Source organism: Telmatocola sphagniphila (assembly GCF_018398935.1).
GTDB lineage: Bacteria > Planctomycetota > Planctomycetia > Gemmatales > Gemmataceae > Telmatocola > Telmatocola sphagniphila.
In genome coordinates this window covers 5,407,741-5,432,287 of sequence record NZ_CP074694.1, presented here as the reverse complement: position 1 = coordinate 5,432,287, position 24,547 = coordinate 5,407,741, and the positions used below count along the sequence as shown (strand labels likewise).

Here is a 24,547-nt window from a genome sequence, read left to right as displayed (position 1 = left end):
AGGAGTTTCCATGAGATTTTGCAGAATTCTGCTCCTTCTTGCCGTGATCTTTGTGCCGGGCGCTTCCGCTTACGGGCAGTCGAAGACCCTTGGAAAAATCGTTAGCAATGGCCCCGAATTCGATGCCCTGGTGCCCAAGGGAACTGTCATCGAGATGCTCGCTGAAGGGAAGTTCAAGTGGGCGGAAGGACCGGTCTGGTCCAAAGAACACAAGGCTGTACTTTTCTCCGATATTCCCCGCAACAAAATCTGGTGCTGGTGCGAAAGTAAAGGCCTGGAAACCTATCTCGAAAACTCCGGTTACACCGGCTCAGCCCCTTTTACCGGCAAAGAACCGGGTTCGAACGGCCTCGCCATCGATGCCAAGGGCAAGCTGATTATGTGCCAGCATGGCGAACGACGGCTTGCGACGTACGACGGCAAAAAAGTCGAAAACCTGGTCGATAAATACATGGGCAAACGCTTCAACAGCCCGAACGACCTGACCATTATGTCCAACGGCGACATTTACTTCACCGATCCGCCCTATGGTCTTCCCAAGGGTATGGACGATCCGGCCAAGGAACTCGATTTCCAGGGCGTCTACCGTCTGTCGGCCAAGGGAGAGCTAACTCTTTTGACCAAGGAATTGACCCGCCCCAACGGCATTTGCCTTTCCCCGGATGAAAAGACTCTTTATGTGGCGAACTCCGATCCGGAAGTCGCCGTTTGGATGGCGTTCCCGGTGAAAGAAGACGGAACGCTGGGCAAAGGAAAAGTCTTTTTCGATTCCACAAAATGGGTCAAGAATAGCAACCCCGGCTTACCCGATGGCATGAAGATCGACAAATCGGGCAATCTCTGGGCGACCGGCCCCGGCGGCCTGTGGGTGTTTAATTCGAAGGGCGAGCATCTAGGAACTTTGGCGACGGGCGTTCCGACCGCGAATTGCAACTGGGGCGACGACGGCAGCACCCTGTATATCACGGCCAATGACAACCTGGTCCGAGTGAAGACGAAGACCAAGGGTTGGTAGGTGGTTTAAGATCCAAAATCGCCCTCATTCCCATTTCTGCAGAACATTTTGCGGCCGGGTGGCACTGGTCAGATTAACCGTTTGATCCTAACTCTTTACTCTGATTCATCTTGGATAGGGCTAGGAGGAGTATAGGGCTCCCCCTTCCCTCCAAACCGGACGGGCGGATCTCCCGCATCCGGCTTTCCGGTCAGTAGTCTTACCCCTTGAGGGATTGAGATTCCAGACGATGTGCCTGTTCCAGGGAGAACAGTCCCGCCTCGGCAAAGTAAGCTTTGGGCCACTTGAAGTTATCTCTCTTTCGGCTTCTGCAATCGTGACCCAGACGACGACGCAGTATGCACCGCAGCCGCATTCGAGTCCATTTATCCACGTCCCGAAAGATCCCCTTTTTGCTGTGCTTGAAGTATCCGTACCAGCCTCGTAGCGTTACGCTCACGTCTCGGACGATCTGCGATAGGCTATCGCCTCTTTTCCGCTTCGTTTTCGCGCGAATCGCATCCCGAAGTTTCTCCAGACTTCGCTTCCGAGGATATATCAGACGTTGTCCTTTATAAACTCCAAAGCAATAGCCTAGAAATTCGAAACTCTCGATCTGCGTGTCCACCACTCTCGTCTTTTCCGGATGCAGTTGTAGCTTGGCCGATTCGCACCAGCGGCTCAACGTCGCCAGGGCTTCTTCCGCTTCCGCTCGACTGCGGCAGACGATCACCATGTCATCCGCGTATCGCACCATCCGAAAACCTAGGGATTCCATCAAATGGTCCAAAGGATCCAGATAGGCGTTACTCAACAACGGACTCAAAACTGCCCCTTGCGGGGCTCCCGATTCCGGTTCCCAACTCCCCATCGACGAGAATATCTCGGCTTTCAGAAATTGTTCCACCAGACCTAGTAGCGTTCCGTCCGCGACCTTTCGCTTCAATAAATCCATTAATTGATCGTGATTGATCGCGTCGAAGTAGCCCTTGATGTCGACATCCACCAGATGCGTGCCTCCTTCTTTCAGAAGTCTGTCCACCTCTCGCAAGGCATTTTTGCAGCCCCGGCCCGGACGAAAGCCGTAACTATTCGAGGCGAAATCCTTCTCGAAAATCGGTTCCAGCACCTGACGAATCGCGCCTTGAACCACCCGGTCTCGAACCGTCGGAATTCCTAGAGGACGGCCTTCTTCACTCCCCGGCTTCGGAATTACCGCTCGCCGGATCGCCGAAGGACGGTAGGTTCCGTCCCGTAAAGTCCGCTCCAAAGCTTCCAGGTTCTCGTCCAAATGATTTGCAAACGCCTCGACACTTACATGATCCACGCCTGCCGAACCCGCATTCGCTATGACTTTCGTCGCCGACGACTTCAGGTTCCTCTTCTTGCACACCTTGTCCATCAAGCTAAACCAGACGCCTCCTTTAACGCCCGCTTCGAGCGCACTCAACATCCGATCAGTCCACACCGCAGGTTCCGCCCACGACCATTGCTCTCGGACCCTACTAACGGTTCCCGGAGTTCGGTCGCCGGCTTCTCCGCCTTGCTTAGCCACTGGCACTGACGACGGTTTCTCTTTCCTGCTCATGTAACCTCGAAATCCACCTTCCTACGTCCCTTCGCTCCCTCGGTATTACCCGATTTCTACGCTACTATGAACGCTCTGACTTCCGACGCACAAGGCATTTGCCTTCCCCGGCGCCTCGGATATCCCCGCTTACATTCGATACCTTCGCTTTCCTTCCGCCTCCAACCACATCGGATACCTCCCTCGACTCGCTTGGGGCTTTATCTCGGGATGATGCCGTCGCCATTAGTTCTCCAAACCACTGGCGGACCTCTCGGTCAATCCGGCTTTGCTAGCTTCGCCTTAGCCACGCAGGCTCGCCGGTATCCGCTGCCGAAATGAGTTCACTTTATTGCGGACGAAATGCTCCCCTCCGGTTGCTCTCCACCCCGCCTCGCAGCGACGCAGTTACCTTCGGGTACAAAAGGCCAAGCCTCCTTTCGACAGGGAATCTCACCCTGCTAGTATCGAATAGTCACGGGCGCACGTGGCACTGGCTATTGCCAGTGCCATTGCGAAATCACCCATTTTCAATCACAAATCACCCTATTTTAACCCAGAAAGAATTCATGCCCTGGTAGCTCATATCCTCCCCAATCACCAGGAAGACCATGAATAATTGGCAAATCTCGATCTCGCACTTCCAGAGTCTTCTGGGAGTAAAATTTGGCCGAGGACCACTTAAAGTCCATGGCTCGCTCGAATGGAGATATCCCTTCAACCCTTGGTCAGGAGGGAAGAAGTCCGTAATTTCGAGGGCTGGATTTGCCCATGCAGCTAGCGTATCTTCCAGGAAGATGGCTAGAATTCGGGATGAGTGGGATAAGGTTTTGATCTCTTCACTCTCTCTGGCATCAGCAAATAGCCAGTGCCACCCAAACTATTACTGTATAATGACTTGCGTTTACAGGTTAGGGTTACCAGTGCCACCCCGCCGCAAGCTTTTTCTTGCACGGGCAAATAAGCCTGTGTCATGCACATGGATGGTCTTGGACGTAATGACATCGAGCCTTAATTTAGTGAGGCAACAACATCTCCACCGGCACGTGTAGCAAGTGCTGGCATCACGGAATCAGCGGCATAACGCATGAACCGGACGGCCCCGTCGGAAAAAGCGAAATTTGCTCCGCCATCGTGCAAACTCCAAAAATGAAACAGATCACACTGATTGGAAATGTTACCCGGGCTAAATGAATAAGGACCTTCTTGACAGCCAGGTGTAAACAGATAGTTCGGCGCTCGTAACTCCCTCACGCCTAGAACAGCCGTGCCACCCTGTTTCCCGTACAGTCCGGAGGCATACCACCATCCATAATAAAAATCGGCACTCGGTGGTCGTTCGCCGAAGGCTAACGTGTTGGAAGTGCCGTCTGTGATGTCCGTAAGCTTGGTTAAGGAATCATTATAATAGACGCCATCAGCATGGAGATAAGCTGTCCCGCTTACCCCTTGATAGCTTGTCAGTGCGGCGTAGACCTGACCATGCGTAGCATGAGGCCGAACTAATCGGCTATCGCTGGGGCAGGTAAATAATTTAACTACTGTTCGCATCCCAACATGTGCATCGCTAAAAGGATTTCTTGGTTGGACTCCATAAGCATGGATTGTTTCATTCCACAGCGGATCTTGCTCGATAAAAGGCAGCAGATGCGTGAGCCAAGTTGAATATCTAAACGAATCTCTCGCGATAATTGGTGTTATTCCCATCGGCAGAACACCGTGAGATGAGTGATAATTTTGAGAGGCCAGTCCCAGTTGTTTAAGATTATTTTGACACTGAAGACGGGTCGCTGCCTCACGAACTTTCTGCACGGCGGATAGTAGAAGGCCCATTAAAACTGCAATAACGGCGATCGCAACGAGCACTTCGACAAGCGTAAAACCTGAGCAATTCTTCCTGTATCGCTTCATGGCTAAGCCTTCCGAAAGAATAGAATTAGAAAAACAGCCGAACTTATCAGTGCAAGTACCAAAGCGATCAGCCAGATAAACTGATAACTTGTCGCATCCTCTACGAGTTCGTTTGGCAAATTATAAAAGGATAACCGCAATCGCTCGCGGTCTAGTTTTTCGATCTTGTAATCGGTGAATTTCAGGTGATGAAGAATGGGTTTATTACCATCGGCTGTTTCGGTAAAATTCCATTCATTGACGAGTGCAAAAGGGATTTCAGACGAGGGCGCTTGATACGAAAGCTTCTCGTGAATCGTGGTTACGGCTTTTGGCAGATCTTTTTCGGAGAGGGTTCGCAAGTTCTCAAGGACTACATTGTAATTTTTCGGATCGATAAGAAGCCGTCCCGTTTCCGACAGAATGCCTTTGCCCTTTAACACGGGAGTGTAAATATAATCGAGCCAGAGCCGTCCATTGGTATCAGGCTCGATTTTTTGAATCGTTGAAACGGCACGACCTAAGATTGAATCGATCTGAAGAAAAGGGGAATCCGAATCCCCATGTGGAAAAATTCCTTTTGCTCGTAATCCTGAGCTTCTAATAAATTCCTGCCACACGCCGGGGTTCGCAGCCAATTCGCTGACAGTTATAGCTATTTCCAAGCGATAAGGCTTATCAATAGCTGGGCGGGATAATCGGAATGCTCCTCGTTTTGACATCGCTATAACCGACTTGTCATTTAGTGCAAGGATATAGTCGGGAGATCGATAGACCGTGTATGTATTTTTATCACCTTCAACTTTATAGGTGAGATAAAGAGCATTGAGTTCGTCTAGCCGTCTAGTCGCCGTGTCTGTAAGATACGCTTGTTTTTTAAGCGTTATTTTAAAATTCGCAGCGGCCTCTTTATCGAAAGTGATGCCCTTTGATGCCAGTTCCTCAGACGTTGTCGATTGGTATTGGGCTGCAGCACAATTAACTGTTACGAGAACAAATATAAAGGTAACGCATGCCGTTTTAACAATGCTGTGCAAAAACCTTTGCATTGATCTTCGCATAACCAAGATCTTTCATTTTATGATTTTAATGTATCCCCTCCAGCTATTAATATCGCTGAAGGCTATTATTTTTTTAAATATGACTGTTCAGAATTAACCGCAAGCGCAGCTATATGCAGTGTAGCTTACTCTCTGGCCATCAATCTCCATGAATCCGACACCGGTGAGTCGCCCGCAAGATTCACCTTCTACAGTACATAACCCATCACACGCCCATTCGGTAGGGCTTGAAGCCCGGTAGCATAAGAGCGCTGGGATTGGAATGGGAGGTGGTAGCATTTGTGAAAGTTCTTGAGCAGCCGATATTGCCGTGAATAGGCACAGAGTACCGAGCGTTAGAGTGCTCAACAATCTAAACTTTTTCTTCTTCATCACGAACGCCTGATTCAACGAACCTTAAGCTGCCGAAACCTGTCTCCGGCGAACTATCTGCTGACATTGTAACCGATCGCTATCCGCAAACGCGGCTGGTTGGGTAAATCAGTATACAGTTGAACCCATCGAATAATTCGACTTCTCGCTTCAGAGGGAACTTTTAGCAGCACTTGAACAGATGCACTGCCGTTTGGAGGAATTGACTGTGGTACATTTATTACAAGACAAGAGCAATCACTCGTGCCACCTACCACATTCAGTTCAATACTGCTCGAATTTCTGATAGTCAATTCATGAATAAATTTTTCCTGGGGATGTACCTCACCAAAGTCCACGTAACGCTCAACTTCTAAAACTCTTCCCGTGATGATGCAAATTGCTGCATGGATTGCGCCGCTTGCAGACAACCACACCATTACTGTGCCAATCATCAAAACCACTTTGGCTAGAGAAAATCCATGCCGCAAGATCTCAGCTCGAATTTTAAAAGGTACTGGACGGCAAGAAATAGAAAACATACAACCAGCGTATCAAACCCGAAGATCAGCCACGGATTTACAGCAACTGGGCCAAAGCAGTTACAAGTAGGAAAACCTTCTTGTGCTAAATCAGCGCTAACCAATGCAAAAGTTAAGAATGTGATTACACATAAGAGCCAAGCTATGTGGCGTATATGTCCTGACAGGAGCAAACTAGCGAGAAGTATCTCCCAGGCTATTACGATTGATTGCACAACCGGTAAAAGTATCCAATTGGATTGAGGATCTGGCCCCCAGCTTTGCCCAAATATTTTTGTGCCAGCGGCAAACAGTAACAATGCCGCAATTGGAAAATACCAATATCTCAGTGAATTCAAAATTGGAATTGGAATCAAGCGGGGCATTGGCGAAGGCTACTCCTGAGCACTGAAGTTGAGCCTAATATTAAGCAGTACTCGATTATTAGTCAAAGCCATTAGAAAAGAATTCGGCTTATTACTTACAAAATTATTATCATGATTTAAGATTTGATCCTTTACGCCCTCATTTGGTAATCACTCACGCCCTGGCCAAGAGAGAAGGGCTTTCTCTTTGGCAAAGTGAGCTTGCCCGACGGGTGACACTGGCAACCCCTCCCAATAATCACAAGTCATTATACAGCAAATACTTGGGTGGCACTGTGTATCTGATAGTGCCATAAGGAACTCATCCATTTTCGACATCAAATCACCCTATTTCAAACCACAAGGAATTCACGACTTGTTAGCTCGTATTCTTGCCAATCTTCAGGAAAACCCTGACTAATTGGCAAATCTCGATCTCGCTGTTCCAGAGTCTTCTGGGAGTAAAACTTGGCTGAGGACCATTTACAGTCCATGGCTCGCTCGAATGGATATCCCTTCAACCATTCGTCAGGAGGGAAGGAGTCCGTAATTTCGAAAGCTGGATCTGCCCATGCAGCCAGCCTATTTTTCAGGAATCAGGCTAGAATTCGGGATAAGTGGGATTAGGTATTGGTTTCGTCATTCTATCCGGCACTGGCAATAGCCAGTGCCACCCAAACTATTACTGTATAATGACTTGCGGTTACAGGTTAGGGTTGCCAGTGCCACCCCGCCGTGAATTCATTGCAGCACTTACCCATTAAAATTGGAGAAGAACCATAAATTTTGACTTCACACCAACACTTCGGTCTTAACATTCGACGAGACTTCGATTGGAGTGTAGAGATCCACTGCAGTATCTGGTGTCTCGATTGAGATAATGAGACTGTAACGTGTCCTTTGAGCCACCCTTCCGAGATGAGGCCGCTCACGCCACCAACCAGTTACTGGATATACAGCTAAGTGACCTGCGGCCGCAAGTTCCGCAGCTGTTCCAGTCCACCAATCAGAATGAATGGAGCCATGCGTCCGGCCGTCTTCGCCGACAATCCAGTTTCGCGTCTCGGCAACAGTATCGGGTCTACTCTTGGGGTTTTTCGGGTCATCCCATTCGGCACGAGAAACTCGCTGTCGAAACTCTGATAGCATTTCTGTTGGACGAATAACGTCGAAACGAAGGCCGTGTGACTGGTAGCGGTGTTTGTTTTCCCAACCAACTCGTCCCGGGCTTGGCTCAATGAAATACGATAATGTGACCCGCATTGAAACTTCTGTTTTGCCAAGATCCTCCAAGGTTTTTTTGGGCCACGGTAGAGAATGTAAGTGCATTTCATTTGTCTTTGGCTGTTTTTGCGCATCTAACTTAAAAGGCTGAAGTCCACCCTCGTAAACGAGAGTTACGGCGTTTACCAAACTGTAGAGCGCTCGGTTTAAGTCTGGCACGCCGTAACCATAAGTTCGAAGTCGCCTTTGAATCTGTGACTTCTTGTCACCTGGGAACCGACGATACATCGCATCCGTCCAACGTGATGAGTGGACGAGCAATGCACGTAAAGTTTCCGGACGCAACGTGGGATAGTGGCTCCAAAGAGTGGCCGCTAGTCGCGCAGCTTCAGCAGTGGCGGGACTTGTATCTCTGGTTGTTTCAAACAGACGACCACTTGGATGTAGTATGGTCGTGAGAAGTGAAAGGTCATCTGCACTGGAACGCTTGCCAGCGATCTCAACGTAATTTCCTCCTTCACAGACAAAATCCGGCTTCGTCGGCCAGCCTTTATGTTGGTCAGTGGGCCAAGCAAGCGATGTCCTACTTGTCGGGCACAGATCCCCTGGTTCGGCAAGCGGTTGCCATCCCTCAAAGTCGGATTCGCTAATTGCAACTTTTTCGGTATATGCTCCGACCGTAATAGCATTCCACGATTGGGCTGGGTCTTCGACACCGGCCTGCTCACAATTCCAAGCGTGATATTTGTAGCTGGTTGCGTGAAATTCGCTTCGGATGTTACCCGCAGAGACAAAGAATAACTTAGGGGTCTCATCAACCACACCAGCACACATTTCATCAAGGGCCGCAGACCAAGATGACGGAAGCCCGTTGTCGCTTGAATCAGATGTGACAGCCATGCAGTAAACGCGGTTACGATTCGGATTTCTGATGGTTGCTAGTGATGCGGCTTGCTGAGTGATTGCCCCATACAGATCAGGGTCATTTGCTTTGGGAGGGGGTGGGAGTATTTTGACGGATTCCAATCGGTGACTAAGAGATACTATTCCGGACTGGGCAAGAACTTTTGTTAGGCAACCGTAGAGTGCGATACCAGCCATGCCCGTTCCGTGTTGGTATGTATCGTGATCTGCTGTTCCCCATTCTGAATCCACTGCAAATACGTCTTGCTCGCTTAGTGCGACATCTAGTAGCGGATGGCCTCGATTAACCCCGCTGTCAAGCAAGCAAACAGATGGAGCGTCAGCACGCGGAGGCTGAAGTGAAGTCAGTAAATTCTGGCTGAAAGCTCGCTGATCGATAACACTTAGCGTTACGTAAGGTGTTGGAAGTTCTTTCGCTCGTCTGAGTTCCGAGAGCATAGTCAACAAGTCTATGGATTCTGCAAACTGAGTGGCCGTGGCGTAGGCGACAAACACGACTCTTTCAGGAAACGCGATAAATCTTGAGCCAGTTCGGATGCCGAGGTGCCGTGCGATCTCTCGGAAACGATCAAACCGTTCCACTGCTTTGTCTCGCCGACCGTGTAGCCAAACTTCCCACCACATTGGCGACTTTGTTGTCGGCGGGGGACCTGAGCCTTGCCAGAAATCATGAACGAGTGCGAGCCGAACAGCAGCGATACTATGTATGAGAGGCTCGTTCTTTCGGGCCGATTTTTTTACGGTTGCAAATGATGACACCTCGGCAGCGATGCGGTCTGCCTCGGCTGCTGGACATTTGATTGTGACTCGAACCTTATCTCCCGGGCGATCTTTGGCGATTACGCGAATACCGAGTTCCAAATCAGCCAGAGCTTCCAGTCGAGGCCGGTTTGACAAGTCTCCATCAATGGTCAAAGTGGCATGAGATGTGTACTCGTCAATCTTTCGCAGCAAGAACGTCTGCTTTCCTTCGGGGACGAATACTTTGGCTTGCTCAATACCATCAACTTGGTTGACGCTGACTACCTTGATGCCAGCACGCTGGTCTTCCAGACTTTCGAGTTTGAGTTCACCTCCGGGATCGCTTTCAAATGTCAGAATCATCCCTTCTGGTTTTCTTGCAAGAACGTCGGGTGTCAGACTTTGGTTGGCCTTACGGCGTAACTGAGCATTTGCACTTGCTGCATCAATTTCCGCCTTTAACTTTGGAGCGTGAATTGAAGGATCACGCGGAGGAAGGTCGAAAACCTTTCTACTGCCGGTTATTGTTGATGTATAATCGAGAGGTTGGGCTGTGTTGTGCAACCTGAGATGGGGCTTCTCAATCATGCGAAGTTTTTTTCCTGGATTTTGGAGAATGCAACCGCATTCCGCTACGCGCAGAAAGGGCTTGTACGAGTTGATCGCCTGTCAGTGTCGTATCACCACCTAGAATGGTCGTGCGAGCGGCGGCGTCGCAAGAACGTGCCACCTCGGCATGACTCAACCCCTTGGCAGCAGTAAGCAGTTTTTGCCACCGCAAGCCGGTAAGGGTGAAAGAGCTGAGTCTTGATTCGATAAGCGACCGGATGGCTTTACTGTTAGGAGGCGAATATCGAATCACATCGTCGAAACGACGAAACAGTGCGTCGTCTAACATTTCCATGAAATTTGTCGCGGCTACGATGATACTGTCTGAGTCGTCTCGCTCCATGAATTGAAGAAACGAATTGAGTACTCGGCGAATCTCGCCGACATCGTTGCCTGCTGTTCGAGTCGCTCCAATTGCGTCAAACTCATCGAATAAATAGACGCCTCGGGTCTCTGCCATCGCATCGAAAACAACGTGTAGCTTCGCCGCAGTCTCACCCATGTATTTCGTGATCAGACTGTGAAGCTGCACGAACATCAATGGAAGTTGGCACTCTCCTGCGAGTGCCGTAGCAGTCATGGTCTTTCCGCAACCGGGAGGACCGACAAGGAGTAGACGTCGCTTCGGCGCGAAACCGTGAGTGCGTAAGCGGTCTCGTTGTCGATGCTGTTGGACTGCTTCTTCGAGCTGGTGGCGGATGCTCTCAGTGAGCACCATATCAATTAGCCGAGTGTTTGGATAGCTGGCGGCAACAAGGCCTGCGAGTTCGCCTGATGGTCGAGCGATTGGTATCGCACGCGGCGTCCCTGCCGTGGCTTGTTTTCGACGACCTTCTTCCACAAGAGCACGAAGTTCGTCGGCAAGACGGGTATTTCCTTGCTTAGCAGTGTGCGCGGCGATTTGCAGCGCCACAGTGCGGAAGTGTTCGTCATTGCTCGACGTGTGGCTTTTAATCAGTGCTTTTAGTTGCTCAGCAGTAGCCACACACACAACTCCCTAGGCGACCAATCCGGGACAATTCACTCCCCAGTGGTTTTTGTTGAGTATACCTCGCTTCTCTAGCAAAGGATATGTCAGGAATGGCTCTAGAACCACTGGCGATCTCGGTTGCTCTATCTGTTGAACCCTCCCTCTAATGTGAAAATTCAAGTCAAAATGGGGATAGAACTGGTTAATTTACCCGCCAGCGGTGTACCATGCTAGCCCCGGCGGGTGGTACTGACATCCTTTCTCAATAAGCGCAAGTCATTATCCTGTAATGGCTTGGGTGGCACCACGGCCAGCGCGTATTGGAAGTTATTTTCCTATCAGCACTTGTGTCAAAATGTCCGTGTTGAGTAAGCAGCAGGTCATTTTGCCTCGGATGCTGTCTTTCATGTCGTAGTTCTTCAATAAAGATACGGCATAGCGTCTTAGCCAACTCAAATTGTTGCCTAGAATTCGCTCGCGTGTTCGGCTCTCATCTTCCCGAAACACAACGTCCAGCACCCAGTGCATCGATTCGATCGACCAATGACTTCGCACGGCTTCCGCAAACCTCTTTACTCCCGCTTGGCGATTCAGGATGTAGTAGCGCACCTCGACCGTCTCGAGGTCGTTTCCCTCCTGGCTCACACGAATCGCCTGGCCAAGGGCTTTGACGCTCGGCCACTCTTTTTTCAAGGGCCAATCCTTTGGAATCGGCATCACTCGGTACGACCGTTCGTCGAAACGACCGTGGCCTCGTTCTCGCGTTTCGAAGTCCCGATATTTCAACCCTTCAACCTCTTCTTCGTAGCTGGCTAGAAAATTCTTTTCGACCTCGTTGTAGAGCGTGGGTTGATTCTGCTTCACCGCCAAAACGTAATCCCCTTCTTTGTCGACGATGGCCGAAGCGATCTCTTTTTGACAACCCATCGCATCAATGCTTATCAAACAATCTTTCACCGAAATCTGCCGCAAAAGTTCAGGAATCGCCGTAATTTCATTGGATTTATCCGCACACGCCACCTGGCCCAAAGCCAACCCTTCTTCGCTCGCCCAGGCGCTGACGATGTGCAAAACACCCAAGTCCTTCGAGACATCGTGCGAACCCCGGCACGCCTTGCCGTCAATATGAACCAACCGCTTCGCTCCTGGAACTCCCGTTGCAAACATCTGCTGCGACCACATTTCAAAACACTTCTGAAAGGCCGCTGGTTCGATGTACATCAACACCCGCCGGATGCAGTCCCGCGAAGGGATCCCATTGGCTAACGTCAAAAAACCCTGGAGCCATTCTTTACGCTGAACCGCAATCCGGTGAATGGCGGTCGGACCACTGGCCCCACAAAGGATGCCGACGATAGAAAGGACGATGACGTCCAAAAGTCGATGCTTGCGATTGCGTTCGTGTCGAGGGTCGCTGAGCGATTCGAAATAGGAACCGATGCTTTCAATATCAACGAGTTTCTCGGCCATCCGACAGTCCTTAAAAAATGTCGGACACATCACCTAGACAATTACACCTGAGTCTACGGATTGCCGAACAATTAGGACCGTTCTAACACAAAAAATTACAACGCGCCAGATCTTCTATTTTACCCGTTTATGCGCGCGGGCCGTGGGGTGGCACTAGGTACCTGACAGTGCGTTATCTTAAACCAATTTTTTTGCCCAAAAATACTTTCGCTCCTCGAAGATTTGCAAGAAATTTCCCTCTTTCTGCACCGGCAAATCGCCCCTAACACGCCGAATATTAACCGCGACAACGGAGCATTACTTCGTTCAATGAGGAGCACGAAATGTAAAGGGAATGCACGCGACAGTCTCGATGCAGTGCGTACTAATAGCGCTCCGCTAGCGCGTCGCTAATAAGAATCGTTCAAATCGATTCCCGCCGTCTAACAACGCACATAGTTATTCAATTCAACAAGGTTATGCTATAGTGTGCAGGGAATAGGTCCTTTTCCGATTTCAAAGGCCCGCCTGAGAGCATTAGCTGTCCAATTCTCTTCGTTCTCGCACTAGATCGCGAACATTTCTTCAAAGAAGGAGGTCATCAGTTTGATTCAAAATCCGTTTTCGACGAATCGCCCCAAAACAGGCGTATTTCCCAAGAAATAACCGAAGGTCATCAAAAAGACGTTTCTCCACTATGCCCAAAATGATGACCTGATGACCTCTCTAGGGAAATCCCGGAAAGAATGACCCTTTTTGACCCCAAAAAGTCCGGTGGACCTTTGAAATATCGTCAAATTCGAAGGTTTGTGTGCACCCTCGATTGCGGAGAAGTCTGCACACCGCGTTTAGCAGCGAAGAAAGAGAGAGTGGAGGATGTTCTTTTCTGATTATGCGTAGTCGAGGTGGAGATTTCGGACTACTGGCAAGCTCTGTCTTGCTGTCAAAGATCGCAGAAGCTCCCCCCCTCACCTCTCGTACAACTCCAGCGGCAGGCCGTCCGGATCACTGAAAAACGTGAACCGCTTACCCGTGAACTCATCGATTCGGATGGCCTCCACCGTCACGCCGTGACCCGTTAGTTCCGCCACGGTAACATCAAGATCGGCCACCTCGAAGGCCAAGTGCCGCAGGCCGCAAGCCTCGGGATAGGAAGGTCGCTTCGGCGGATTCGGGAAGGAAAAGAGTTCTATCTGGGTGCCGTCGGCGATCCGCAGATCGAGCTTATAGGAATCCCGCTCTTTACGATGCACTTCCCGGATCACTTCCAGACCCAGAATCTCCGTGTAGAAATGCTTCGACTTCGAATAGTTCGAAACGATCACGGCCACATGGTGAGTGCGAAGCAGATTCATGGGAAGGCTCGGTGAATGCAAATATTTTTAAGCTCAGCAACAAAAGTCGCTTATTCTAACAATACCCTACAGGTTTGTCAGAAGGCTATTTTACTGGGTTTTTCTCTGAAGCATTGGGGTCGCGAACGAACGAAATGATTTCAAATCTATTTCAAATCCCCACTGATATTAGTGAGAACCTTACTACTTCCTCTATCCAAAATTTTCTTTCCGGGGTGATGTTGTTGAAGACATTCCTCAAAATGCACGAGAAATTCTCGTAATTTATCACTTCGAAGAACCCCTTCTCCAATCGTTGTTAAGCCGCCCATAGAATTCGTATCCGCGAGTAAGGTTCTTTCACTCGCATCCCACAGAAATTCTTTGACTTCAGAAAAATGAACCACTTTTTGACTTTTTGGTTTTTCGGTCCGACCCCAGCGAATACGATCTGCCTCCAACACGAATTCCAATTCATGAGGAAACAAAACCATGTTCCAAGACTCCAAAGTCCCCAATCCTAAAATTATTGCGAGTCCTAAGAAAAGCAGACTTTCATAGGCGAGCCGCTCTATTGCGACGATCAAAAATCCAAAAATAAAAAAATCAAATACTACCAACACAATAGGCACCACCCAAAAAATGGGGTCGTTCGTCCATCTCGTGCATCGAAAGCTCATATTTCACTCTCCTCTGATTACTATCATTATATTCGCCCGAATTTTTTGTAATTTAGAAAACCTAACTCGGTACCACATTCATAGGCATTTTGTCGAGAAATCATTTAACTCCCCGCTGCGAATCTTCCCCTCGACATTCAGAGATCGTAAAAGAGTGCAGCTAAGTAGGAAGGACTCTCCCTCAACTCGCGAAGCGATAAAACTCAAATTCTTCTCTCGCCGTCGTAACTCCTGACACTCTCCCGTGTTAATCTAGTATCCCTCGGTAATAGACTGTTTTCCTGCACGAGATAGATCATGTATCGCGGCCTGCTATTCCTTTTATCTTTCCTGACCGTCTGCCCCGCCCTGTTTGCTCAACCGCCTGCCGAAGGCACAAAATCCTTGCGGGAGAAGCTGAATAAATCCTCAAAAGAAATCGCCGGATTGAAACGGATGACCTGGAAAGTGGGAGACACTACACGCGAAGCACTCGTCCATGTCCCCGCTACAACGGTCAGCAAACCCGCTCTGATTTTCGCATTTCACGGCCATGGCGGCACGGCGGAATTCTCCGCCCGAAAATTCAAATTTCACGAGAGCTGGCCAGACGCGATTACCGTTTACCCGCAAGGACTGCCCACGGCCGCGCCGTTCATCGATCCGGAAGGGAAACGAGCGGGCTGGCAAAAAGCGATCGGCGATCAGCAGGATCGCGATCTCGAATTCTACGATGCCCTGCTGAAGAGCTTTCAAAAAGATTACGGCATTGATGAAAAGAAAGTGTTCGTGACCGGGCATTCCAACGGCGGCTTCTTTACCTACGTTCTTTGGGCGGCCCGCAACGACACCATAGCCGCCGTGGCTCCCATCGCGGCTTTACTCGATCTGAAAGATTTCAAGGGAATGAAGCCCAAGCCCTGTCTGCATGTGGCCGGGGAGAAAGATCCGCTGGTCCGCTATCAACAGCAGATCCGCACTATCGAAGAAATACGAAAACTGAATGGCTGCGATTCGACGGGCAAACCGGCGGGTACGCACTGCACGGAATATCCTTCGAACAAAGGAACCGAAGTCATAACCTTTTTACACTCGGGAGGGCATGAAATTCCCGACGGGGCAGTGCAACGCATTCAGGAATTCTTTCAGGCGGTTGCCAAGCGATAAAAATGTCTATTTCGCCGCGGCCATCTCGCCCGCAATCCGCTTAATGAGAACTTGCGACTTTCGACCGGAGCGTTCGTAGCGCTCTTTGCGAAAACCGGGAAGATCCTCGGGCGTGGCCAGCCGGAAGCCCCCCTTCTGAATAAAATAGTTAATCGCCTGGGTGGAAAGAGTCAGCAACTCTTCCGCGCCCCGGATCTTGGCCAGTTCTTCCCCGTAGCGAATCAGCTTGGCACCAATTCCCTGGTTTTCGTAGCGCTGCTGCACGTAGACGCAGGCCAGCTCGGCCTTCTTATCCTCGGGAAACAGATGCACGGCCCCACAGGCCACCGCATTGCCATCGACTTCGAAAACGAAGAAATCGTCGATCAGCCGTTCCACTTCCGCCCGGCTACGCTTCAGCAGTTCGTCCGCATCGACGCCCAACTGAATCAAACTCATGATCGTGCGGATATCTTTCTTCAGCGCCTTGCGAATCGACTGATACTCATTGGCGTGAATGAGCGTGCCTACCCCCTCGTTGGAGAAGACTTCGCCCAACAGTCCCTCCTGCATCCGGCCATCGATGATGTGAACGCGCGGCACCCCATCCTTAGCCGCCCGCACGGCGTTCTCCAGCTTGGAAATCGCATCGTTTGGAACGATTTCTGTGCGCTGCTTTTTGACGATCACGCCCGCTTCCTCCATGGTCAGCGAGCGGAGCAGCCGGGTACCGATTTTCGGGGCGGAGTGTTCGGACAGATAGATGAGCTTCACGGCCTGCAACGCCTTGGCGACATCCACGGCCACAGCATCAGAATTCAATCGATAGGTCCGTCCCTGACCATCGCTGCCCAGCGGCGGAATGACCGGGATGATGTTGTGTTCGAGCATGTTGCGAAGCATGGCCACATCCATGCGCTCGATTTTGCCAGTGTAAAGGTGATCGACGCCGCCGAGGATACCCGCCGGGTGAGCGACTAAAGGATTGCCGCAGGCTCCGAGGAGATCGACCGCCGAGAGACCGACGAGAATTTCGTGGGTAACGCGATTGGCCGCGCGAATGGAAATTTCCAGGGTCGGCAGATCGGTGATGCCGATACCATCGTGATTGGTGATGGCCGTTTTTTCTTTTTCGGCGAGGAGCCGCACTTGAGCGCCGGCGCCGTGGACGATCACGACCCCGATTCGCAGACTCCGCATCAGGGCCACGTCCAAAAGCAGGTTGCCGAAATTTTCATCGTCGACGATGGCTCCATCGATGGCGATGACGAAAACCCGATCCCGAAATTGGGGAATATATCGAAGGATTTCCCGAAGTGCGGTCAGTTGCAGCATCTAGCTTGGCATCCCCAAAACGACAATTGGAATAAGGGAGAAGTATACAGGTTCCGGGTTCGGAAAAGAATTGCTTCCCAGACGGTAGAAAATCTTTCCCCGATGGATTCATCATAACAGGATTCAGGCGCGGTTTGAAGAACCGCCGTCGGCAGGTGATTTTTTATTCCTGGCGGATGTGCCGAAACGCTTGTAAAGGAGGTAAACCGCGAGCAGGAAGGCCAGTCCCAGTCCAGCCCGATAGATTCTTCCGGAACCGGCAAAATCGTCCCGGCTGCGACCCGGTGTCAGATCCCGGATCGCCTCATCGGTTTCGGGCGGGATATCCAGCCACATTCGGGCCAGATGGCCACCCCCGGCATCGACGATAATCCGGCAGCGCTCGACCGCCGGTACTTCAAATTCGCACTTTCCGTCTCGGTCGGTTTTGCTTTTCCGCAGAACTTTTTGCTGGCTATCGAGTATGGTGACGTCGGCCTCGGCGGCCGGGCTGTCGTCGTCGAAGTAGGCGGTAACGTAGACTGTTTTGCCGATCAACTTGGCTTCCGCACTCAACCCGTGAGCGCTGGCCGTTTGGCTCAGGCCGAACCAAACGACTAAAATCAAAAATCCCTGAATTCGCCCAAGCCTCATGCTAGCCATCCCAAAAACTGATCAACCGCCTCCAATGAAGACGCCGAAGGTAAAGCCGGTGTCGAAGGTCGGCAGTTGTCCAAAGGTCGGACTTACCCGGTAACTGAGTACCAGGGAACTTTGCGATCGCGACACCAGTATATCATCAATTCCCGTGCCGGTTTCATCGGCGGTCGCAATTCGAACGCCATTGAGCGGCGTTGTGGAGCTGACATCCGAGCCGCCGGACGATGCGGGGAAGCTGGTCAGGAAGCTGGCAAGGACATTATCGGTAACACCGTCGAAAGCCATCACGTGGCCGGAGGTGCCGGTCGCCGCCGCAACGATAATATCCGGCACGCCGTCGCCGTTGACATCCCCGACGGCCACGTTGATGCCGCCCAGATAAGTCGGTGCAAAGGCGTAGTAGCTCTTCAGAATGGAGAGATCCGCCCCACTGAAGACGACCACGTGGGCTTGCGTGCCAGCGCCCGAGCCCACTACGATGTCCGCCTTGCCATCGCCGTTGATGTCGCCGGCCGCCACGCTGATACCACCCAGGAAACTCGTGGAGAAAGCGTAGAAGCTATCCAGCAGGGTTCCATCTTTACCACTGAAGACTTTGATGTGCGGGGCCGTACCCGGTCCGGTTCCGATGATGATATCGGCGTAGCCATCGCCGTTGACATCGCCCACGGCCAGAGTGGTTGGGCCCAGGTAATTGGTGAAGGCGATATAGCTTTGCAGCAAAGCTCCCGTCAGCCCGTCGAAGACTTCCACGTGAGGATCGGCCCCAGTCCCGTTAAGCGTGATAATATCGGGGATCCCATCGCCGTTGACATCACCGACGGCTACTTGAGTGCCACCCTTGAACAGATTGTCGTAGGGTTCCAGAACGAATTTAGGAGCACCGCCCGGATTGGTTGCCGAGTAGACATTCACCAGGGAGTAATTACCGGCATCGCCGCCAGTGACGATGATTCCCGTACCGCTGACATGCTCGAAATTCACGTAGCCAAAGCTGGCCCCGTTCGACTGGGTGACGCGAGTCTGCGAACCACCCAGCGCGGCCGTGGTGATCTTGGTCAGTGTGCGGGAGCCGGTGGTCAACGGGTTGATCGTGTCGCCGCCGATCTGCGACTTGGGATCCATGCCGTCGACCAGAATATTGATCAGCTTCGAAGGAACGACGCTGACCGTATCGCCCACCAAACCTGAAGTTTGATTGCCCGCTCGCACCACCAGATTTTGCAAAGTGGCCGTGTCGAGCTTCACCGAACGCAGTACCCCGAGGGTCGCGTTAGTGATGTCGACTTCGGAATCGGTTACCTTGATCTGGTTCGAGCCATTCGTGGCAGTCGTTTCGTTGTAGGGCGTCGAGGCCAGCCCCGTCGTACTGACCCCCAACACAGTGACCGTATCTCTCGATCCGGCCGGGTTAGTTCCGCCATCGATGGTGAAGCTTTTATTGACATTCTGGAAATGGATCGTGGGCGTCAGTGAAGGATTAACCGGCACGCCCGCATTGTTGATATTGAGTCGAACATCGCCGGAGGTTGCCGAAATCGGACGGTAGATGATACCGCTGGCCAGGTTGAAACCCACCCCCGTCGTCGAACCAAACTGGGTATTATTCAGGCTGTAGAGCGTGAAGCTGTTGGAGTTGGCGGCTCCCGTGGCCCCGTTAAAGGTCACATCGCCGATGGTGTCGAAATTCAGCGGTGTGGAACCGAGTCCAAGGAACTGTTCGCCGTAGCTGCCGGATCCCAGGTGTAACGAGGCATTGTCATTACCGTTGGTGCCGTTGACGTTCAGGTAGGACAGGACGCTGTTGGATTCTCCGCCGCTGATGCTCACGCTGGTGGCCGTAATGCCGGTTCCCGCATTGACGTTGAAGGTGTCGCCACCGCCGTTGCCCAGAAGGATGTTGTTACCGGCCAGGCCCGCGCCCTGAACGTTGAACGTCGAAGCGCCCGCTCCATCGTTTAGGGTCGTCGTCGATCCCGCCGTCGTGCCATTCACGTTGTAAGTGTCGCTACCAGCCGACCCGTTAAGGAGAATGGTCTGCACGCCTTGGAAAACGATATTCGGTCCGCCATTCCAGGACAGCGAATTGGGTTTCAGAAGATAGGTATTGTTGCCGCCATCGCCCTGGTCGTTCAACGAAACCGCGTTCGTCCCGGCGGTCGCGCTGAGGCCCAGAGCTCCTTGAATACCGCTGAGCGAGTTGCCGCTGGTGCCCACGTTGAATTGATCGGTGCTGCCCGTCGTGCTATTTTGCAGCGAGACGAGACTGCCAGCGCCCGTGCCGGTAACGTTGAAAACATTTTTCCCTGCTCCGGCCGAAACGATCAGATTTCCACTGCTGCCTGTCCCCGAGATATTGATGTTGTCTGCCGCGGCTCCGGTGATGATGGTCGTTGTGGCGTTCGATGCTATCGAGGCCACATTCACCGTATCGGTGGTACTACCGGCCAGAAGGTTTAAAGTACCAATGCTGGTGTAGCCGATCGGATTGAGACCCGGGAGGGTTATGGCCGTGCCGGAAATGCCGTAGGTCGTGCCGAGGTCGCCCGAATCGTTCAGGTTAAGCGTATCGCCCACCGCATAAGTATTGGTCACCGTTCCGACGGTCAGAGAACTGGTTGGAGCGGCCAGATTGCCACCGCCATTGATACCCAGGACTCCGAGTATCGAATTCAAGTTATTGGAAGTGCTACCGACGTTAAATGTGTCGTTGCGAGCTCCGCCCGTCAGCTGAATCAAGCCATTGAGACCTTCAGCCTGAAGATTGATCGTGTTGTTCCCGCCGCTGCCCGCATTCGTAACATCGAGATAACTGCCGACGCCGGTGCTGGCGACGGTAATGTTATCGCTGCCCGTACCTCCATGCACAATGGTCGCGGTATTATCGCCGGTGTTGCTCACCTGAATGCTATCCGAACCCGTGCCAGCGGTCATCTGCAGGGTACCGATACTGCTGAAGGAGATCGCTCCCAGGCCATTTCGCGACAAGCTCGTTGGAGTGAGTGTGTAAGCCAGATTACCCGAGGAATTACCATCGTTAACTGTGAGAATGTTCCCGGTGATTAGAGAGATGGAATTTCCGTTGACCGTGTAGCCGGAAGTAACCGTGGGATCGGTGCCCCCACCGATCAGGCTGAGCGCTCCCAGAATACCGGAGATCGAGTTGCTTCCTCCGGTGTCCCCGAGAGTGAATGTATCGTCGATGCCCTGCCCATTGATGCTGGTCGTGAGCGCGGCCGAGGTGGCAATCACGCTGAAGTTGTTGGTTTCGCTGCCGTCGGCACCGGCCAGTCCGGGGAGGTGATTCCCATAGATATCGAGTGTCGAAAGCCCGGTCGCTCCCTGTGTGGTGTTGACCAGGAAGGAATCTCCACCCCCCAATCCATTGACGGTCAGAGTTCCCTTATTCGCCAACGAGACTACCGGGGAACTATCGCCGAGATTCTGGATCTGCAGTGTTTGAGCGCCGAAAGCGGCGGCGCCGTTTGTGAGATCGATCTGGTCGGCGCCGACGGAACCGTAGTAGTCGGTCTCCTGCGCGGCGGTCGTATCGACCACATTCAGGACATTATTGAAGCTGATGACCAGTGAATTCGGGCTGAGCGTTCCGGTGGCACCCACTCCGGCACTGTCGGTCGGGTCGTAAGTCAGCGTGCTGACCCCGCCGGGGGTAAGCAGCACGGTTTCCCGTTTGATGACCTGACCCGAATTGCCAATCACATTGAGGGTGTTGGATCCGCCGCCGCCGTTGAAGGTAATCGGCGCGGTGATCAAGCCGCCGCTGTTGTCCACGCTCAGCGTATCGTTGTCGTTGGAGCCGGTGACAATCACCCCGTTCAAAGTTCCGAGGATATTGGGGGAACTGACGCCATTGATCAGAATTTGCAGACCAGTGAGAGTCTTCACGACGTAGAAGGAATCGGGGACGCCATTGTTCGGTCCGTTGGAGGCTGAAGCCAGTGCGGAGATACCGAGCGAGTAAGAGCCCGCGAAGGTCGTGGTGCCACCAATGCCCGTGAAAGTCACGTTCTGCAAGCCGGGGGAACTGATCGTTGCGGAATCATTGCCGGTGATGGTATAGGTTCCCGAGCCGCGATAAGTCAGCGTGTTGGTCGTGCTCGTGCCGGAATCGCTACCGGTGATATTGATCGCGGTAATGGCCAACGGCGTCACATCGAAGTTGTCCGATCCGCCATTACCCGTCAGCTGCATCGTCTGCACGTTGGCATAATTGATCGTCGTGGAATCGATCTTCACTTGCGAATTATTCACCACGAAATTATCCGAAGTTGCAGCGCCGATCACATTCAGAGTGTTATTGCCGCCGCCACCGTTGAATGAGATGGGCAGATTCACCGCCGCCTGACTGTTGTCGACGGTGACGGTATCGTTATCGTTCGAACCAATGACGCCCAGAGCGACGATATTACCGATGATGCTCGGCAGGCCAGAACCGTTGATCAGAATCGAGGTACCCGAGTTGGACCCGGTGATCACGAAGTTATCGGCAACTCCATTATTTGCACCGTTGGTCGAGGAGACCCCGGCGGTGACGTTCAGGTTGATATTCCCAGTGATCGTGATGGAGGTTCCGATACCGGTGTAGCTGTCGCTCAACAGGCCGTTGGTCAGTATCGTACCGCTGGAGTAACCTGTCAGCGTCAGGGTGGCGGCGCCATGATAAAGCAGCGTGCTGCCGGTTCCACCGCCGTTGGCGGTGAAGCTGATTGTCGAAAGCGGCGTGATGTCAAAGGAATCATTGCCGCCATTTCCGTCGAATACGACGGAGGTTACACCGGTGAAGTTGATGCTATATCCGTCAATCGAAGCGCTGTTGGCGCCACTGACAAAGGAATCGCTGCTGGAAGTACCTTCAAGTTTCAAGGTCAAGTGGTTATTGGTGCCGGTGCTGCCGTAAATATTGATGGGCACACCCAGCGCGGCGACCGCTTCCGAGATAGAAACAGTGGTATTCAGATTATTGCCTGTGGCCCCATTCACGTAAATCTGGCTGAAGGAATTCAGGTCGAACAGACCAACTTCGGTGTTGCCTTGAAGAATTTCGATCTTAGTGCTGTCGGAAGGATCGATCTCGACGGTCAGATTATTTGCCCCGGCCCCGGGTTGGACGTACAGGAAGCTGTTGGAAGTCTGGCCTTGGACCACCGAGGAAAGCAGGTAGGCACCAGTGAGATTGCTGGGAATCGAGAAATTCGTCGTAATGGGCAAGTTGCCGGTTTGAACCTGCGTACTACTCCAGTTGTACGTGTAGCCGTAGTGAACGTTGCCGTTCATATCCGTCAGTTGAACCAGCGGATAGTTTGAGGACATTTCATCGTCATCCCCGTAGGCCGCCCCTTCATTCAATCCGGTCAATTTGGTGCCGGTAAGAGTCAGCACGCCTCCGGTTTTGGTGATGCCTGTGATGGTGGGGGTTCCGGCCGGATCGGGGGTGCCATCCGGCGTGTAGATGGCGACGGTTCCCGAATCATTCACCATCATCACTTGGCCGGTGGGCAGCACCAGCATGTTTTCCGTGAAGCTCGGCAAGCTGTCCAAGCCAAAACCAGACGGCGTTACATCTGTATAGGTCATCGTCTGAGTATTCAGTTCGTAAATCACCGTGGGAGAAGGGAAGGAATCGTCGGTGTCCACGGGAGATGTGGCTATCAGGATATTACCATTGGGCATGATCGCGCCTGGTGCGTCTGACATCGTATACCCGTTAGGAATATCGGGACCGGCCGACCAGGTGTTCGTTGTCGGATCATAAATGGCCGTATTGCTGTGCGTCCCAAAGAAGATGGCTCTTCCATCATCCATCAAGAGAGCTGGTCCGAGTTCATATCCTTCGTTGGGAGTACTCAAAAGTGCAGGAAGAGTGCCAGTCTCGAACCATTCATTTTTGGTGGGATCGTAATACTGAGCTTCGCCGACATTGTCATTGATACTGGAGAAAATACTGTACGAGAGAATATCACCGTTTGCCAATTTGACCCAAGATTCTTCATCGCTGGGATCATTATCTAATTTATTAGGTCCGTTAGTCCAGGTATTGGTGGTCGGGTTGTAGATATAAGTCTGAGGCCCATTGTAGTAGCCCGCCAGAACGTTGCCGTTGGGAAGCACCGATAAAGGATCATCGCCGAAACCGCCATCCGGGGTGGGTACGCTGGGTACCAATGTCCAGGATTGGGTGACGGGATTAAAGACTTCCGCAGTATTCTGAAAGTCCGGATACTCTCCCCCGACCGTCAGAACCTGAGAATTCTGCAATACCACTGAAGAAGCGAAAAGCCGGGGATCGTTCATCGATCCGACTACCGACCACGTTCCATTGATGTAACTTCCCGTATTATCGGGGGTCAGTTCGTAATACGCTGTAGTAGCACTGTCGCCACCCCCTTTGACTAAAACAGAACCGTTGGAGAGGATAATGGCCGTCTGAGCGGCATCTCCGTCTGGTACCGGGTTCTTCACAAAGGACCAGCTACCGGTGGGCACCAGACGATCTTCCAAGGACAACAAATTCAGTCGAGACCGCTTCTTCGAGACATGCTTCTTCGATGCCGGCTCCAGCAAATTCAAAGGAAGGAACGATTTAACGAATTTCTTCAAGCGATTCTGAGCCATTTTGAGCCTCAAGTTGTAAGCTCCGGACAGGCGGTGTTGGCCTTGCCGGATATGATCGTCGTAGCTAGCAGCTTATCCCTTTCGGGCAATTACAATTCAGGCGATCAGCGAAATTGAATTAAAGCCACTCCAAGC

At 51.9% G+C, this 24,547-nt stretch carries 15 protein-coding genes; 2 read left to right on the top strand and 13 right to left on the bottom strand.

All coding sequences use genetic code 11. From position 1 onward, the window contains the following. Positions 1-10: 10 nt before the first annotated feature. Complete coding sequence (locus KIH39_RS21710; RefSeq protein ID WP_213495318.1) at positions 11-1,015, top strand: SMP-30/gluconolactonase/LRE family protein; 1,005 nt, start codon at positions 11-13, stop codon at positions 1,013-1,015. A gap of 199 nt (positions 1,016-1,214) precedes the next feature. Here KIH39_RS21710 and ltrA read toward each other — a convergent pair whose 3' ends face one another. The 10 genes from ltrA to KIH39_RS21665 form a co-directional block, all read right to left on the bottom strand. Next, positions 1,215-2,447 carry a group II intron reverse transcriptase/maturase gene (ltrA, locus tag KIH39_RS21705; RefSeq protein WP_213495317.1) on the bottom strand — a complete coding sequence of 411 codons (1,233 nt, stop codon included), beginning with the start codon at positions 2,445-2,447 and terminating at the stop codon, positions 1,215-1,217. A gap of 1,125 nt (positions 2,448-3,572) precedes the next feature. Further along, entirely contained in the window at positions 3,573-4,472 is a 900-nt protein-coding gene (locus tag KIH39_RS21700) for a DUF1559 domain-containing protein (RefSeq protein WP_213495316.1), read from the bottom strand. 2 nt (positions 4,473-4,474) lie between these two features. Continuing rightward, positions 4,475-5,500, bottom strand: a complete 1,026-nt coding sequence (locus tag KIH39_RS21695; RefSeq protein ID WP_213495315.1) for a hypothetical protein — start codon at positions 5,498-5,500, stop codon at positions 4,475-4,477. A gap of 437 nt (positions 5,501-5,937) precedes the next feature. Further along, on the bottom strand, positions 5,938-6,405 hold the full coding sequence (locus KIH39_RS21690) for a DUF1573 domain-containing protein (protein WP_213495314.1): 468 nt from the start codon (positions 6,403-6,405) through the stop codon (positions 5,938-5,940). Next, on the bottom strand, positions 6,333-6,770 hold the full coding sequence (locus tag KIH39_RS27275; RefSeq protein WP_390623674.1) for a MauE/DoxX family redox-associated membrane protein: 438 nt from the start codon (positions 6,768-6,770) through the stop codon (positions 6,333-6,335). Before KIH39_RS27275 ends, KIH39_RS21690 begins: the two co-directional genes overlap by 73 nt. 771 nt (positions 6,771-7,541) lie before the next feature. After that, the gene (locus KIH39_RS21685) at positions 7,542-10,226 is read right to left on the bottom strand and encodes a S8 family peptidase (RefSeq protein ID WP_213495313.1); all 2,685 of its coding nucleotides are present in this window, start codon (positions 10,224-10,226) and stop codon (positions 7,542-7,544) included. Next, positions 10,219-11,232: an AAA family ATPase gene (locus tag KIH39_RS21680; RefSeq protein WP_213495312.1), complete on the bottom strand. Its 1,014-nt coding sequence runs from the start codon at positions 11,230-11,232 to the stop codon at positions 10,219-10,221. Before KIH39_RS21680 ends, KIH39_RS21685 begins: the two co-directional genes overlap by 8 nt. Before the next feature lie 312 nt (positions 11,233-11,544). After that, positions 11,545-12,687, bottom strand: coding sequence for an ISAs1 family transposase (locus KIH39_RS21675; protein WP_213495311.1), 1,143 nt, complete (start codon positions 12,685-12,687; stop codon positions 11,545-11,547). 947 nt (positions 12,688-13,634) lie between these two features. Continuing rightward, complete coding sequence (gene gloA2 / locus KIH39_RS21670) at positions 13,635-14,021, bottom strand: SMU1112c/YaeR family gloxylase I-like metalloprotein (protein WP_213495310.1); 387 nt, start codon at positions 14,019-14,021, stop codon at positions 13,635-13,637. Positions 14,022-14,167: 146 nt separating this feature from the next. Then, positions 14,168-14,680 (bottom strand): hypothetical protein, encoded by a 513-nt coding sequence (locus tag KIH39_RS21665; protein WP_213495309.1) that lies wholly within the window; start codon positions 14,678-14,680, stop codon positions 14,168-14,170. A gap of 297 nt (positions 14,681-14,977) precedes the next feature. On the opposite strand from KIH39_RS21665, the gene KIH39_RS21660 reads away from it, so the two are divergent. Next, positions 14,978-15,826, top strand: a complete 849-nt coding sequence (locus tag KIH39_RS21660; protein WP_213495308.1) for an alpha/beta hydrolase family esterase — start codon at positions 14,978-14,980, stop codon at positions 15,824-15,826. A 6-nt stretch (positions 15,827-15,832) separates the two neighbouring features. Here KIH39_RS21660 and argA read toward each other — a convergent pair whose 3' ends face one another. From argA to KIH39_RS21645, 3 genes are all read right to left on the bottom strand, one after another. Next, positions 15,833-17,140 carry an amino-acid N-acetyltransferase gene (gene argA, locus KIH39_RS21655; protein ID WP_213495307.1) on the bottom strand — a complete coding sequence of 436 codons (1,308 nt, stop codon included), beginning with the start codon at positions 17,138-17,140 and terminating at the stop codon, positions 15,833-15,835. 123 nt (positions 17,141-17,263) lie between these two features. Continuing rightward, complete coding sequence (locus tag KIH39_RS21650) at positions 17,264-17,773, bottom strand: hypothetical protein (protein ID WP_213495306.1); 510 nt, start codon at positions 17,771-17,773, stop codon at positions 17,264-17,266. A 21-nt stretch (positions 17,774-17,794) separates the two neighbouring features. Then, positions 17,795-24,412, bottom strand: coding sequence for an FG-GAP-like repeat-containing protein (locus KIH39_RS21645; protein ID WP_213495305.1), 6,618 nt, complete (start codon positions 24,410-24,412; stop codon positions 17,795-17,797). Positions 24,413-24,547 lie beyond the last annotated feature (135 nt).